Genomic DNA, 15,311 nt, shown 5'->3' with positions numbered 1-15,311 from the left:
CAGGAGGTTATTATACTATGAATGAACTTACAGCCGTAAAGGAACTGTCAGAAAAACTTTTAGAAGATTATAAGACAGAATCTTCATTCTTTTTCGCTTCACCAACTCGAACAATATTAGCAGAAGGAGAGTTTACTACAGTAAAACATCGTGAAATTGAAAGCTTTCCAGAACTTGTACAAGCGGTATTAAGTAATGCAAAACAAGCTGGAAATCCGAATCCTATCGTTGTTGGTGCTTTGCCTTTTGATCGTAGAAAAGAAGTTCAACTTATCGTACCAGAACATAGTAGAATTACTGAGCGTTTACAGTTAGAGACAACAAATGAGATAAAACGAAATGAGAAACTGACATTTGAAATGACACCGGTTCCAGCTCCTGAAGTTTATATGGATGGTGTGAAGCAAGGAATAGCAAAAATTCAGGACGGAGATTTAAGGAAAATCGTTCTATCTAGATCGTTGGATGTTAAGTCTTCCGAGAAAATTGATCAACAAAAACTACTTCGTGAATTAGCGGAACATAATAAGCACGGCTACACATTTGCTGTGAATTTACCGAAAGATGAAAACGAGAACAATAAGACGTTAATTGGAGCAAGCCCTGAATTGCTTGTTTCACGTAGTGGTATGCAAGTAATTTCAAATCCGTTGGCTGGCTCAAGACCACGAAGTGAGGATCCAGTAGAAGATAAAAGAAGAGCAGAAGAATTACTTTCTTCTCCAAAAGATTTACATGAACATGCGGTAGTAGTTGAAGCGGTTGCTGCTGCGCTTCGTCCGTACTGTCATACATTGCATGTGCCAGAAAAACCATCAGTTATTCATAGTGAAGCAATGTGGCATTTGTCTACAGAAGTGAAAGGTGAACTTAAGGATCCAAATACTTCTTCTTTACAATTAGCAATTGCTCTTCATCCTACGCCAGCAGTTTGCGGAACTCCAATGGAAGAAGCGAGAGAGGCTATTCAAAAAATTGAGCCATTTGACCGTGAATTCTTTACAGGAATGTTAGGGTGGAGCGATTTAAATGGAGATGGCGAATGGATTGTTACAATTCGATGTGCTGAAGTGCAAGAGAATACACTTCGCTTATTTGCAGGTGCTGGAGTTGTTGCTGAATCAAAGCCAGAAGATGAGTTAGCAGAAACATCAGCTAAGTTCCAAACAATGTTGAAGGCTTTAGGGTTAAGAGATAATTCGCTGAATGAAAAATAGGGGGAAGAAAGAATGTTAATAGGTTATACGGAATGGCCAAAAGAATTTGCCAATCGCTATCGAGAAGAAGGGTGTTGGCTTGGAGAAACATTTGGTTCGATGTTAAAAGAACGCGCTGAAAAACATGGAGATCAAATTGCGATTGTAAGTGGTAATTCACAAATAACATATAGTGAACTTGATAAACAGGTAGATCGCTTAGCTTCAGGTTTACTGAATTTAGGAATAAAGAAAGAGGATCGAGTTGTAATCCAGTTACCTAATATTATAGAGTTTTTCGAAATATGCTTTGCACTATTTCGAATTGGAGCGCTTCCTGTTTTTGCACTACCTTCACATCGAAGTAGTGAAATTAGTTATTTTTGTGAGTTTGGTGAGGCGAGTGCTTACGTTATTTCAGACAAGGCTCTCGGCTTTGATTATCGAAAACTAGCAAGAGAAGTAAAAGAAAAAGTGCCTACTTTACAACATGTAATCGTAGTAGGGGAAGAGGAAGAGTTTGTGAGTATAAATGAACTTTACATGAATCCAGTTCCGTTACCAGAAGTTCAGCCAAGTGATGTTGCGTTTCTCCAATTATCAGGAGGGACGACAGGACTTTCTAAATTAATTCCTAGAACACATGATGACTATATTTATAGTTTACGTATTAGCGCTGACATTTGTAATTTAAATGAAGAAAGCGTCTATATGGCAGTTCTTCCAGTAGCACACAATTACCCGATGAGTTCTCCAGGAACATTTGGAACTTTCTATGCGGCTGGAAAAGTAGTATTGGCAACTGGAGGTAGTCCAGATGAGTCATTTGCTCTTATAGAAAAAGAAAAAGTTACGATTACAGCGCTCGTTCCACCATTAGCAATGATTTGGCTTGATGCGGTATCTTCACGTAACGACGATTTATCGAGCTTGCAAGTTATTCAAGTAGGCGGTGCGAAATTTAGTGCCGAAGTTGCGAAGCGTATACGCCCTACATTTGGATGTACGTTACAGCAAGTGTTCGGTATGGCAGAAGGGTTAGTAAATTACACAAGATTAAATGATCCTGAAGAAATCATTATTCATACACAAGGTAGACCGATGTCTACATTCGATGAAGTAAGGGTTGTTGATGAAAATGATAACGATGTAAAGCCCGGTGAAGTAGGAAGTTTATTAACAAGAGGGCCATATACAATTCGTGGCTATTATAAAGCGGAAGAGCATAATGCAAGATCATTTACAAAGGATGGATTTTATCGTACAGGAGATCTTGTGAAAGTAAATGAACAAGGTTACATCATTGTAGAAGGCAGAGATAAAGATCAAATTAATCGTGGCGGTGAGAAGGTTGCTGCGGAAGAGGTTGAAAATCATCTATTAGCGCATGATGCAGTACATGATGTAGCAATTGTATCTATGCCTGACGATTATTTAGGAGAACGTACTTGCGCTTTTGTTATAGCTCGCGGACAATCTCCAACTGTAAGTGAATTAAAAACGTTTTTAAGAGCACGTGGTATAGCGGCTTATAAGATTCCAGATCGAATTGAATTTATTGAATCATTCCCGCAAACAGGTGTTGGAAAAGTAAGCAAAAAAGAATTACGTAAAGCCATTGCTGAAAAACTTATTACAGTAAAACGATAAAAAACTATTAAAATTTGGAAGGAAGTGATTAGATGGCTATCCCATCTATTTCAGTATATAAAATGCCAATTGAATCAGAACTACCAAAAAATAAAGTGAATTGGACGCCAAATCCGAAACGTGCGGTTCTTCTAATCCATGACATGCAAGAATACTTTCTTGATGCATATAGCGATACAGAATCGCCAAAAGTAGAACTAATTTCAAATATTAAGGTGATAAGAGAAAGATGTAAGGAACTAGGTATACCAGTTGTTTATACAGCACAACCTGGTGGACAAACGTTGGAACAACGAGGGTTATTACAAGACTTTTGGGGTGACGGTATTCCTGCTGGACCAGATAAAAAGAAAATTGTCGATGAACTTACTCCAGATGAGGATGATATATTCCTAACAAAATGGAGATATAGTGCATTTAAAAAGACGAATCTATTAGAAATTTTAAATGAACAGGGAAGAGATCAACTTATTATTTGCGGTATTTATGCGCATATTGGCTGCCTTTTAACAGCTTGTGAAGCCTTTATGGATGGTATCCAGCCATTTTTTGTAGCAGATGCAGTTGCTGATTTTTCACTAGAGCATCATAAACAAGCATTGGAGTATGCATCTAATAGATGTGCAGTAACGACATCAACAAACTTACTATTAAAAGATTTACAAAGTGTAAAAGGCGATGACAGTGAAGGAATCACTTTACAGGAAGTACATGAACTAGTTGCACAACTACTCCGTGAGCCAGTAGAGAGTATTGAAGTTGATGAAGACTTATTAAATAGAGGACTTGATTCGGTCAGAATTATGAGTTTAGTAGAGAAATGGCGTCGCGAAGGGAAAGAAATCACTTTTGCAGATTTAGCAGAACGTCCAACTGTTGATGATTGGTACCGTTTACTATCTTCACAAGCAGCACAAGTGCTGTAACAAATAGACTACATAATAAAGGGGTAGTAAAGAATGCCTAACAGTCAAAAGATTCGTCATTCGTTATCATCTGCGCAGTTTGGTATGTGGTTTGCGCAGCAATTAGATCCGCTTAATCCGATTTATAATACTGGGGAATATATAGAAATAAACGGAAATATTAATCAAGAAATTTTCGAGTTAGCTGTACGTAAAGTGGTAAAAGAAGCAGAAGCACTTCATGTTCGTTTCGAAGAGGATGAAATTGGCCCATGGCAAGTTATTGAGGAATCGTCAAAGTTTCATATGCATTTTATTGACGTTCGTAAAGAGGAAAATCCTGAAGAAGCTGCTAAAGTATGGATGAAAAATGATTTATCTATGCCCGTGGATTTAACAGAGGATAAATTATTTACTGAAGTACTTATTCAAGTTGAAAATAATCGTTTCTTTTGGTATCAGCGCATCCATCACATTGTGATGGATGGCTATGGATTTTCACTTCTTAGCCAAAAGGTAGCGAATGAGTATACATCACTTATAGAAGAAACAAACAAGAATGAAAAGCCATTTGGTTCTCTTGCAAAAATTGTACAAGAAGATAATGAGTATCGTGAATCTAAACAATTTCAGGAAGATCGTACTTTTTGGCTAGAAAAGTTTGCAGATGAACCGGAAGTTATAAGTTTAGCAGAACGAGCGCCGAGAACATCAAATGGATTTTTACGAGAAACTGCTTATCTATCAAATGCTAGTACGAAAACTTTACTAGAAGATATTAATATTTCGTTAACGAGTTGGCCCGAATTTGTTGTAGCCGTAACAAGTATTTACATGCATAAATTAACAGGCGCAAATGATATTGTTTTAGGTTTACCGATGATGGGGCGTCTTGGTTCTGTATCTATTCATACACCAAGCATGGTAATGAATTTAGTTCCACTTCGTCTCACTGTAACTCCAAATATAACTCTTGCGGAATTAATACAGCAAGTTTCTAAAGAAATTCGAGACGTACGTCGTCATCATAAATACCGTCATGAGGAATTAAGAAGAGACTTAAAGCTACTAGGTGAAAATCAAAGGTTGTTTGGGCCGTTAGTGAATGTTATGCCTTTTGATTATGGGCTTAACTTTGCTGGAAATCGTGGTATTACACATAATTTATCAGCAGGACCTGTTGATGATTTATCGATAAATGTATATAAACGTTTCGATGAAAATGAGTTAATGATTCATTTTGATGCGAATCCGGAAGTATATAACGGCGCGGAACTAGCATTGCATAAAGAAAGATTTATGAGTCTATTAGAATTAGTGATAAATAATTATCACAAAGACGAGCCGATTGGAAAAATAAACATTACTCTTCCCGAGGAAAATCATAAAGTTTTATTGGAATGGAATGAAACGAAGAAAGCTGAAGAGCTAATTAATCTACCTATATTATTTGAAAAACAAGTACAAAAAAATCCAAATAAAATAGCAGTTACTTGTAACGGGATAAAACTTACGTATAAAGAGCTAAATGAACGAGCGAATGAACTAGCACACTATTTATTAGAAGAAGGAATACGACCAAATCAGTTTGTTGCCTTAGCATTTCCAAGATCAATAGAAATGGTAGTTAGTATGTTAGCAGTTCTAAAGACGGGTGCAGCGTATTTGCCGATAGATCCAGAATACCCAGTTGAACGTATTAGTTATATAGTAAATGATGCAAAACCGGTGTATATCATAACACATTCATCTGTTTCATCCTCTTTAGTTATAGAAAATAATATTAAAAAAATCATATTAGATAGCGAAGAAACGAAAATAGTGTTAAAAACATATTCTCATATGAATATAACATTTAAAAATGATGAATCACTTTTAAACCCAGCGTATACAATTTATACTTCAGGATCCACTGGAAATCCAAAAGGTGTAATTGTTCCTATGAAAGGTTTAAGTAACTTCTTATTAGCCATGCAACATACGTTTTCATTAAATGAAAACGATCATTTATTAGCAGTTACAACGTTTGCGTTTGATATTTCTGCTCTAGAAATTTATTTACCTCTTATTAGTGGTGCAAGTATAACAATTGCACAAAAAGAGGTAATCCAAGAGCCTTCTGCGTTAACGACATTGTTACAAGAAGAAAGAGCGACAATTATGCAAGCTACACCGACGCTCTGGCAGGCGTTAATAACTGAATATCCAGAGAGGTTACAAAGGCTAAACGTACTCGTTGGCGGTGAAGCTCTTCCGGCACATTTAGCAAATAAATTAAAAGAATTAGGTTGCTCTATAACTAACTTATATGGACCAACTGAAACGACTATTTGGTCTACTTTCATGAACATTGATGACAGTGAAAATGGTATACCTCCTATTGGAAGACCAATTTGGAATACAGAGGTGTACGTTTTGGATGCAGGGTTACAGCCTGTTCCACCTGGAGTTATCGGTGAATTATATATTGCAGGAGAAGGACTTGCGAACGAATATTTAGGAAAACCAGCGTTAACGGCTGAACGGTTTGTTGCAAATCCTTATGGAGAACCAGGAGCACGTATGTATCGCACCGGTGATTTTGTGAAATGGCGTAACGATGGTGTGCTAGAGTACATTAGTCGTGCAGATCATCAAATTAAAATTCGTGGTTTCCGGATTGAATTAGCTGAAATTGAAACGGTTTTACAACAACATGAAAATATACAACAAGCAGTGGTAATGGTACGAGAAGATCGTCCAAATGATAAACGAATCATTGCGTATATCGTTGCCGAAGAGAAGGAAACGATTCATCTTTCAGAAATTCGCTCTTATGTTTCAGCAAGTTTAGCGAATTATATGGTACCATCAGCATTTGTTGTGCTAGAAGAATTACCATTAACACCAAATGGTAAGGTTGATAGAAAGAAATTACCTGCTCCTGATTTTAATGGAATGAACAATGAGAGAGTTGCTAGAAATCCGAAAGAAGAAATACTATGTGATTTATTTGCAGAAGTACTTGGTGTTTCGCGAATTAGTATAGATGATAATTTCTTTGAAATGGGTGGCCATTCGCTTCTTGCATCTCGTTTAATGGCAAGAATTCGTGAAACGTTAAGTGTAGAATTAGGGATCGGAAAGCTATTTGAATCACCAACTGTTGCTGAATTAGCGAAACAATTAGATCGTGCAAAAAGCGCAAGACCAGCTATTAAGAAAGTAAGTAGGCCAAATGAAGTTCCACTTTCATTTGCACAGCGCAGGTTATGGTTCTTAAATTGTTTAGAAGGTCCAAGTCCTACTTATAATATTCCGTTAGTCATTCGTATGTCTGGAAAATTGAATGAGGAAGCAATGCAAGGTGCCTTTTATGATGTAGTTGAGAAACACGAAACACTTAGAACGATTTTCCCGAATTCACTTGGCAGTTCATATCAAAGAATTCTAGAAATGGATAAATTGAATTTAAAAATGATTATAACAAATACATGTAAGGATGAATTAGAAAGTACACTGTCTGAAGCTGTAAGATATAGCTTTAATCTTGATATCGAACCAGCAATTCGTTTGCAACTTTTTAAAGTGAGTGAAAATGAGCATGTATTACTAATTCTTTTACATCATATTGTAGGAGATGGCTGGTCATTACAACCGTTAACGAAAGACTTTACAGTAGCTTATAAAGCACGATGTCAAGGTGATAGTGTTCAATTAGAAACCCTTCCAGTTCAATACGCAGATTATTCACTTTGGCAACAGCAATTACTAGGTGATGAAAAGACACCAGAAAGTCTTATTTCAACACAATTAGATTTTTGGAAAGAGGAATTAAAAGGTTTACCAGATCAAATGGAGTTGCCTATAGATTATCAGCGTCCAATTGAAACAAGTTATCGCGGAGAAACAATTCATTTTCATATAGATAAAGGTATGCATAGTAGGTTAGTAGAGCTTGGTCGTAAAAATGGAGTTAGTTTGTTTATGGTGTTGCAAGCGGGACTTAGTGCACTATTTACAAGATTAGGTGCTGGAACTGATATACCATTAGGTAGCCCGATTGCTGGAAGAAACGACGATGTACTCTCGGATATAGTCGGTTTATTTGTAAATACATTAGTGTTACGTACAAATACATCAGGAGATCCAAGCTTTAAAGAATTATTGGATAGAGTGAAGCAGGTAAACCTTGCAGCTTATGAAAATCAAGATGTTCCATTTGAACGACTTGTTGAAGTGTTAAACCCAGTACGAACTCGAAATAGTCATCCGCTGTTTCAAGTTATGTTAGCTTTCCAAAATACGCCAGAAGCAACGTTTGATGTACCGGATTTAGAAGCGAGCCTTGAAATTCAAAGTGTTGGTTCTGCAAAATTTGATTTAACATTTGAGATTAGTGAAAGTAATGGAGCTGATGGTACGCCAAATGGCTTACACGGATTGTTAGAGTTTAGTACCGATTTATATAAACGTGAAACGGTTCAAAAACTAATAGAACGATTCATTCTATTATTAGATGATGCAGAGAAACATCCGGATCAATCAATTGGTAGATTAGAAATATTAACTTTAGCAGAGCGAAATACAGTTTTAGAAAAGTGGAATGGTGGTTTTCAAATTGTACCTGAAATGACATTGCCACAATTATTTGAAAAGCAGGCTCATGTAAATCAAAATTCTATTGCTGTCGTCTTTGAAGATGAAGAGCTAACTTATGAAGAGTTAAATAGAAAAGCGAATAAAATAGCTCGTTTGTTAATAGCGAAAGGAATCGGTCCTGATCAACTCGTTGCTTTAGCGATGCCGAGATCTTTAAACATGGTTGTAAGCTTACTAGCTGTTCTTAAAGCTGGTGCGGGATACCTTCCGTTAGATCCGGATTATCCGTCAGATCGTATCTCATTTATGCTACACGATGCGAAACCATCGTGTGTTTTAACAAATTCAGATGTGGAAGTTGAATGTGATGAGGCACTAAAGATTTTAGTTGATGATGTGAAAGTAATAGAAGAAATTGGGAAATATAGTGAAGATAATATTGATGAAATGGAGCGCATTAAGCCGTTATCTCCTTCACATATTGCTTATGTTATTTATACGTCAGGATCAACAGGTAGACCGAAAGGCGTTATGATACCTCATCAAAATGTAGTAAGACTTTTAGGAGCAACTGATCATTGGTTCCAATTTGACGCAGACGATGTGTGGACGATGTTCCATTCATACGCTTTTGATTTCTCAGTTTGGGAAATTTGGGGACCTTTATTATATGGAGGGCGTCTAGTTGTAGTACCACATACTGTAAGTCGCTCGCCGAAAGAATTTTTAAAACTGCTTGTTAAGGAAAAGGTGACTGTTTTAAACCAAACTCCATCAGCGTTCTATCAATTGATGCAAGCCGATCGTGAAAATGAAGAGATTGGTCAAAAATTATCTTTACGATATGTTGTTTTTGGAGGAGAAGCACTTGAACTAAGTCGATTAGAAGATTGGTATAGTCGTCATCCTCATAATTCACCGAAGCTTATTAATATGTACGGTATAACGGAGACGACGGTACATGTTAGTTATATTGAATTAGATGAGAGCATCGTCTCTTTACGAGCAAATAGTTTAATCGGGTGCAGTATACCGGATCTTAAAGTATACGTATTAGATAACTATTTACAACCGATGCCACCTGGAGTAGTTGGAGAAATGTATGTTGCAGGTGCAGGACTGGCTCGTGGATATTTAGGAAGAGCAGGATTAACTGCTGAACGTTTTATCGCAGATCCATTTGGGAAGCCAGGTACAAGAATGTATCGTACAGGGGACCTAGCGCGCTGGCGTCAAGATGGGACGTTAGATTATATAGGACGTGCAGATCATCAAATTAAAATTCGTGGATTCCGAATTGAATTAGGGGAAATAGAAGCGGTCATAATGAAACATCCTAAAGTTGAACAAGTAGCAGTTATTGTACGGGAAGATCAACCAGGGGATAAACGATTAGTTTCTTATATCGTCGCATCAAATAATGAAACGATTGATACGAATGAAATGCGTCAGCATGCAGGAGGTAGTTTACCAGATTACATGGTTCCGTACGCTTTTGTAGTAGTAAATGAGTTACCTTTAACTCCAAACGGTAAATTAGATAGAAAGGCATTGCCAGCTCCAGAATTTATTACATCATCTTCTAGCCGCGGACCAAGAACGCCGCAAGAAGAAATGCTATGCGACTTGTTTACAGAAGTTTTAAGTGTGTCTCAAATTGGAATTGATGATGGATTCTTTGATCTTGGTGGTCATTCACTTCTTGCGGTGCAGCTGATGAGCCGTATTAAAGAGGCACTTGGGGTTGAACTGAATATCGGAACTTTATTTGCAGCACCTACTGTTGCAGGTCTTGCTGAAAGACTTGAAATGGGGAATGGTCAAAGTGCACTTGATGTGTTGCTTCCATTACGAGCAAGCGGAGATCAATTACCACTATTTTGTGTACATCCAGCAGGTGGATTAAGTTGGTGTTATGCAGGACTTATGAAATCTTTAGGAACAGATTATCCAATCTATGGTGTACAAGCACGTGGTATCGCTGAAAATGAAGAACTTCCAAAAAGCTTAGAGGAGATGGCAGCGGATTATTTAAAACACGTTCGTGAAATACAGCCTCACGGACCGTATCGTTTACTCGGATGGTCGCTTGGAGGAAATGTTGTTCATGCTATGGCGGCGCAACTTCAAAATGAAGGGGAAGAAGTAGAATTACTCGTTATGCTGGATTCGTATCCTGGTCACTTCTTACCGAATACGGAAGCACCTACTGAAGAAGAAGCGTTAATCGCATTACTTGCTTTAGGTGGATATGATCCAGATAACATGGATGGTAAACCACTTACTATGGAAAGTGCGGTTGCAATACTTCGCAAAGATGGAAGTGCATTAGCAAGTCTTGAGGAAGAGACTATTTTAAACTTGAAAGAGACATATGTGAATTCAGTAGGGTTGTTAGGGAAATACGTGCCAAAAGTTTATAACGGGGATATTTTATTCTTTAGATCTACTGTTATACCAGACTGGTTTGACCCTATTTCTCCAAATACGTGGCTAAATTATTTAGACGGGGAAATCGTGCAGCATGATATTGATTGTAGACATAAAGATTTATGTCAGCCAGGTCCACTTACAGAAATTGGACAAGTGCTAGCGAAATATTTGCAGAATAAGAAAGGGGTAAGTAAAGTATGACGAATCCATTTGAAAATGATAATTACACATATAAAGTATTAATGAATGAGGAGGGCCAGTATTCTCTCTGGCCTGCCTTTCTCGATGTACCAATTGGATGGAATGTCGTACATGAAGAAGCTAGCAGACAAGTTTGCTTAGACTACGTTGAAGTTAACTGGAATGATTTAGAGCCGAAAAAAAATCAAATTAGCGAAAAAATATTAGTAGGAAAACAATAATGAAAGTAAAAATAAATCCAAAAGTAGTTGTAAGCATCGTTTATATAACAGCGATGTTTATGGCTGCGATGGATGCAACGATTGTGAATGTAGCACTGCAAACGATAAGCAAAGAACTGCAAGTGCCCCCATCTGCAATGGGGACTGTAAATGTTGGGTATTTAGTTAGCTTAGCTATTTTCCTTCCGATTTCTGGTTGGTTAGGAGATCGCTTTGGTACGAAAAAAGTATTTTTAACTGCCCTTTTCGTTTTTACAATTGCATCTGCACTATGTGGAATTGCTAATGATATTACTTCATTAAACATTTTTCGTATCATTCAAGGTGCTGGTGGCGGACTTTTAACACCAGTCGGGATGGCGATGTTATTCCGAACATTTTCACCAGAGGAAAGACCAAAAATTTCTCGATTTATTGTACTTCCAATTGCTGTAGCACCAGCGATCGGACCAATTATTGGTGGTTTCTTTGTAGATCAAATGTCCTGGCGCTGGGCATTTTATATTAATCTGCCGTTTGGTATCATTGCGTTGCTATTTGGACTTCTATTTTTAGCAGAGCATATTGAAAAATCGGCTGGTCGTTTTGATTCTCTCGGTTTTGTTCTTTCAGCACCAGGTTTTGCGATGCTCATCTATGCACTCAGTCAAGGCCCGTCAAAAGGTTGGGTTTCTCCAGAAATAATTAGTATTGGGATAGCTGGGATTGTATTACTTACATTGTTTATTATTGTAGAACTTAAAGTAAAGCAACCGATGTTAGATTTACACTTATTAAAAGAACCGGTCTTTAGAAAAATGAGTCTTATTTCGTTGTTTTCATCAGCTGGTTTACTAGGAATGTTATTTATTTTTCCGCTTATGTATCAAAATGTAATAGGAGTTTCCGCGCTGGAATCGGGTCTTACTACATTCCCAGAGGCGATTGGATTAATGATTTCTTCGCAGATTGTACCATGGTCATATAGGAAATTAGGAGCTCGAAAGGTAATCTCTATTGGATTAGTAAGTACGGCGGTTATCTTTATTTTATTAAGTTTTGTAAATCATGATACGAATCCATGGCAAATTCGGGCACTATTGTTTGGCATTGGTATTTTCTTAGGTCAATCTGTCGGTGCGGTTCAATTTTCTGCTTTTAACAATATTGCACCACCTTCTATGGGGAGAGCAACTACTATATTCAATGTGCAAAACCGATTAGGATCTGCAATAGGAGTTGCTGTTTTAGCTAGTATACTATCTGGTTTTGGAAGTAATAACGTACAGAATAATGCACAGTCAGATTTTTTACCATATCAAGCAGCATTAATTGGATCAGCAATATTTTTACTCATAGCATTACTATTTTCTTTACGTATTTCTGATAAAGAGGTAATGTCAAAGAAGAATAAAAAGCCGTTATCTGTATTACAAAAAGAGAAAGAAGTTGTAAATGAATGAGTTGCAGCATGCTAATACTCTTTTGAAATAAAGTAATATTGGCATTTAAAAGGAGAGAGTTTACATGATAGAGAGTAAAGTTGTAGATTCTGTACCAACCCTTAATGAGAATAGTTGTCAAATATGGTGGGCAAGAATTTCAGATTTACAATCATGGCATTACAATTTACTAAATGATGTAGAGCGAGAGAAAGCAAATTCATATCATCATTCGGCAGACCGTGCGCGTTTTATAATAGGTTGTGTAATTAGTAGATTAGTACTTGGAAAGGTACTTTCTATGTCGCCAGTTCAAGTGCCAATTGATCGAATGTGCCCAGTATGTAAATTACAACATGGCAGACCACAGTTACCAGAAGGGATGCCGCAAATATCAGTCTCACATTCCGGTGAGTGGGTTGTTGTTGCATTTACTAAATCTGGACCTGTGGGTGTTGATGTTGAGCAAATGAATCCAAATGTAGATGTTATGAAAATGGCGGAGGGCGTATTAACAGACATTGAAATAGCACAAGTTATGAAGTTACCTGATGAGCAGCGACTAGAAGGATTTTTAACATATTGGACTCGAAAAGAAGCAGTGCTGAAAGCGACAGGTGAAGGACTATTGATCCCACCAGTAGAAATTACAGTATCAGCTCCAAATGACCCTCCAAAATTGTTGGTTTTTAAAGATAGACAAGAGTTAGCAGAAAATACAATGATGGAAGATGTAAGACCTAGTTTAGATTATATGGCTTCCATTGCAATATTTAGTAAAGAAGTAACTGAAATTACGCAGTTAGACGCGGGATTGCTATTAAATCATCGTTAATTTTTAATAAAATTTCTTATAGAAGAGGTGTTCCTCATGTTAGTAGCGGAAAATAGAAAAACTGAATTAACTTATAATGTACAGGCAATTAAAGATATGTTGTTTTCTAGAAATACGTCATCTATTCTAGCTTTAGAAAAACTTGTAAAAGATACAGTTCAGTTTGATGTACTTGAACAGGAAGCGCTCGATAGACAATACATTCCGAAAGAAGCAAAGAATTTCTTTGATAAAAACGGAACATTTCTTTACCGCGTATCCAATGTTAGTTATAAAGGTAAGGTGTTATCTGAAAATCTAATTTTTGCAGACACTTCGTTTTTACCGGATACAATAAAGAGTGAATTAGAGAGTGGAAATATTCCTGTTGAAAACCTTATAGAAAAGATGGAAGTAAGAAGAAACGTATTATATGAAGGATATCAGCCATCTGGAAATATTATCGAATTGTTTGATGGATGTTCTGTTGCGGCGAATGTTTATCCAACTAGAAAATATCAAATTGTAAGTAACTGCAAATGTGTATTTTATATTTGTGAAGTGTATCATGCAGAGAATATAAAGGAACTGCTTAAATAAACAATAAACAAGAAACCAGCCTATAAAATGGCTGGTTTCTTGTTTATTTAACAGCTTCTTTTAATTCTTTTCCTGCTTTAAATGCTGGAACTTTACCAGCAGCAATCTGAATTTCTTCTCCAGTTTGCGGGTTACGCCCTGTACGAGCAGATCTTTCACGCACTTCAAAAGTTCCAAAGCCGATTAGTTGCACTTTATCGCCAGATTGTAATGCATTAGCAATTGTGTCAAATACGGATTGTACAGCTGCAGAAGCATCCTTTTGAGAAATATCAGCTGATTGTGCTACATTTTTAACTAATTCTGTTTTGTTCATGTTTTCACCTCATAAAAAATTTTTTAGAATGAATGTTTTAGTATAATGGTTAGTAAAGATAAAGCTAACTTTGTGATTAGAAAGAATGCTGTATATTTATGTTAATTTCGTTGAAAGAAACTGAATCCCTGCTAATAATTAGGGATTAATTAAGAATTGATGCATACAACAAGCTGTAATATGAGGATGAGGGGGAATATACGGATGATTTTTCGTGAAAAGAATGAAAAAGAAAGTATATTAATTCGTCAACATGATCATGGTTTTTTAGCTGGTGAAATTGCAAGACATATAATAGAAGATTTTTTTGAAGATAAAATATACTTAAAAGAGACAATTGATGCTATATATGAGCATGATAGAGGATGGATAGAGCTTGATAAAGTACCAATTTTGAATGATGCTAAAAATATTCCATATACATTTATGGATTGTCCAAGTTCATTACGCTTTGTTTTTTATACGATTGGTTTGAATGCAATTGAAGAGTCAAATCCATACGGGGCGCTACTTTGTAGTAAGCACTTTTTATCATTTTCATTAAATGAGGAAGATGAAGAGATGATGTCTTTTTATAAACATGAATTGGAACGACAAAAAAGAATTTTGAAAACGTTAACAAAAGAACAATATGCGATGTTTGATAAACATTATAGATTATTAAAGTTTTGTGATGAACTTTCTTTATATGTATGTATGAATAAACCTGGTGTAAAAAAGAAAGATGAAATTAATTTATTTAAAGAGGGTTTTGAAGGAACAGAAATGTTTAATAGTAAGGGGGAGAAGCCTATTCAAGCTGAATGGGTGGATGAAGAAACAATTCAAATAACATCGTTTCCATTTAAAACGGAATTTCATACGTATGTAAAATATAAAACTATAAATAAACATGAAGTTAAAGAAAAAGGGATTGTAAAAGCTGATAGAGAATCGGAAATGAAGAAGCAAAACATTCGTTTCATACAATAAG

Annotated in this window: 10 protein-coding genes; 9 read left to right on the top strand and 1 reads right to left on the bottom strand. The window is 36.4% G+C overall.

Annotated elements, in window-relative coordinates:
• The first annotated feature begins 17 nt into the window (after nucleotides 1-17).
• From dhbC to ABH960_RS03575, 8 genes are all read left to right on the top strand, one after another.
• Nucleotides 18-1,217, top strand: a complete 1,200-nt coding sequence (dhbC, locus tag ABH960_RS03610) for an isochorismate synthase DhbC (protein ID WP_404442852.1) — start codon at nucleotides 18-20, stop codon at nucleotides 1,215-1,217.
• A 12-nt stretch (nucleotides 1,218-1,229) separates the two neighbouring features.
• Complete coding sequence (locus ABH960_RS03605) at nucleotides 1,230-2,846, top strand: (2,3-dihydroxybenzoyl)adenylate synthase (protein WP_404442849.1); 1,617 nt, start codon at nucleotides 1,230-1,232, stop codon at nucleotides 2,844-2,846.
• A gap of 32 nt (nucleotides 2,847-2,878) precedes the next feature.
• Nucleotides 2,879-3,772, top strand: coding sequence for an isochorismatase family protein (locus ABH960_RS03600; RefSeq protein WP_002136203.1), 894 nt, complete (start codon nucleotides 2,879-2,881; stop codon nucleotides 3,770-3,772).
• 33 nt (nucleotides 3,773-3,805) lie between these two features.
• The gene (locus tag ABH960_RS03595; protein WP_404442845.1) at nucleotides 3,806-10,966 is read left to right on the top strand and encodes an amino acid adenylation domain-containing protein; all 7,161 of its coding nucleotides are present in this window, start codon (nucleotides 3,806-3,808) and stop codon (nucleotides 10,964-10,966) included.
• Nucleotides 10,963-11,187 (top strand): MbtH family protein, encoded by a 225-nt coding sequence (locus ABH960_RS03590; RefSeq protein WP_002136206.1) that lies wholly within the window; start codon nucleotides 10,963-10,965, stop codon nucleotides 11,185-11,187. Before ABH960_RS03595 ends, ABH960_RS03590 begins: the two co-directional genes overlap by 4 nt.
• Nucleotides 11,187-12,629 (top strand): MDR family MFS transporter, encoded by a 1,443-nt coding sequence (locus tag ABH960_RS03585; RefSeq protein ID WP_404442842.1) that lies wholly within the window; start codon nucleotides 11,187-11,189, stop codon nucleotides 12,627-12,629. The genes ABH960_RS03590 and ABH960_RS03585 overlap by 1 nt, the downstream gene beginning before the upstream one ends.
• A gap of 64 nt (nucleotides 12,630-12,693) precedes the next feature.
• A complete protein-coding gene (gene sfp / locus ABH960_RS03580; protein ID WP_404442839.1) occupies nucleotides 12,694-13,443 on the top strand; it encodes a 4'-phosphopantetheinyl transferase Sfp in 750 nt (249 codons plus the stop codon).
• A 36-nt stretch (nucleotides 13,444-13,479) separates the two neighbouring features.
• Nucleotides 13,480-14,022 carry a hypothetical protein gene (locus tag ABH960_RS03575; RefSeq protein ID WP_002012778.1) on the top strand — a complete coding sequence of 181 codons (543 nt, stop codon included), beginning with the start codon at nucleotides 13,480-13,482 and terminating at the stop codon, nucleotides 14,020-14,022.
• 43 nt (nucleotides 14,023-14,065) lie between these two features.
• Here ABH960_RS03575 and ABH960_RS03570 read toward each other — a convergent pair whose 3' ends face one another.
• Entirely contained in the window at nucleotides 14,066-14,338 is a 273-nt protein-coding gene (locus ABH960_RS03570) for an HU family DNA-binding protein (protein WP_002012780.1), read from the bottom strand.
• 204 nt (nucleotides 14,339-14,542) lie between these two features.
• Here ABH960_RS03570 and ABH960_RS03565 point away from each other — a divergent pair, with 204 nt between their 5' ends.
• Nucleotides 14,543-15,310 (top strand): DUF3891 family protein, encoded by a 768-nt coding sequence (locus ABH960_RS03565; protein ID WP_404442835.1) that lies wholly within the window; start codon nucleotides 14,543-14,545, stop codon nucleotides 15,308-15,310.
• Nucleotide 15,311 lies beyond the last annotated feature (1 nt).

This window comes from Bacillus sp. RC252 (assembly GCF_044909215.1).
Taxonomy (GTDB): Bacteria; Bacillota; Bacilli; order Bacillales; family Bacillaceae_G; genus Bacillus_A; species Bacillus_A mycoides.
Note: the sequence above shows the minus strand (reverse complement) of the source record. Positions and strands in the feature narration are given on the sequence as shown.

What these genes read in the sequence shown, in the direction of transcription:
- dhbC (WP_404442852.1), top strand. Translation starts at nt 18, where the DNA reads ATGAATGAACTTACAGCCGTAAAGGAACTGTCAGAAAAACTTTTAGAA.
- ABH960_RS03605 (WP_404442849.1), top strand. Translation starts at nt 1,230, where the DNA reads ATGTTAATAGGTTATACGGAATGGCCAAAAGAATTTGCCAATCGCTAT.
- ABH960_RS03600 (WP_002136203.1), top strand. Translation starts at nt 2,879, where the DNA reads ATGGCTATCCCATCTATTTCAGTATATAAAATGCCAATTGAATCAGAA.
- ABH960_RS03595 (WP_404442845.1), top strand. Translation starts at nt 3,806, where the DNA reads ATGCCTAACAGTCAAAAGATTCGTCATTCGTTATCATCTGCGCAGTTT.
- ABH960_RS03590 (WP_002136206.1), top strand. Translation starts at nt 10,963, where the DNA reads ATGACGAATCCATTTGAAAATGATAATTACACATATAAAGTATTAATG.
- ABH960_RS03585 (WP_404442842.1), top strand. Translation starts at nt 11,187, where the DNA reads ATGAAAGTAAAAATAAATCCAAAAGTAGTTGTAAGCATCGTTTATATA.
- sfp (WP_404442839.1), top strand. Translation starts at nt 12,694, where the DNA reads ATGATAGAGAGTAAAGTTGTAGATTCTGTACCAACCCTTAATGAGAAT.
- ABH960_RS03575 (WP_002012778.1), top strand. Translation starts at nt 13,480, where the DNA reads ATGTTAGTAGCGGAAAATAGAAAAACTGAATTAACTTATAATGTACAG.
- ABH960_RS03570 (WP_002012780.1), bottom strand. Translation starts at nt 14,338, where the DNA reads ATGAACAAAACAGAATTAGTTAAAAATGTAGCACAATCAGCTGATATT.
- ABH960_RS03565 (WP_404442835.1), top strand. Translation starts at nt 14,543, where the DNA reads ATGATTTTTCGTGAAAAGAATGAAAAAGAAAGTATATTAATTCGTCAA.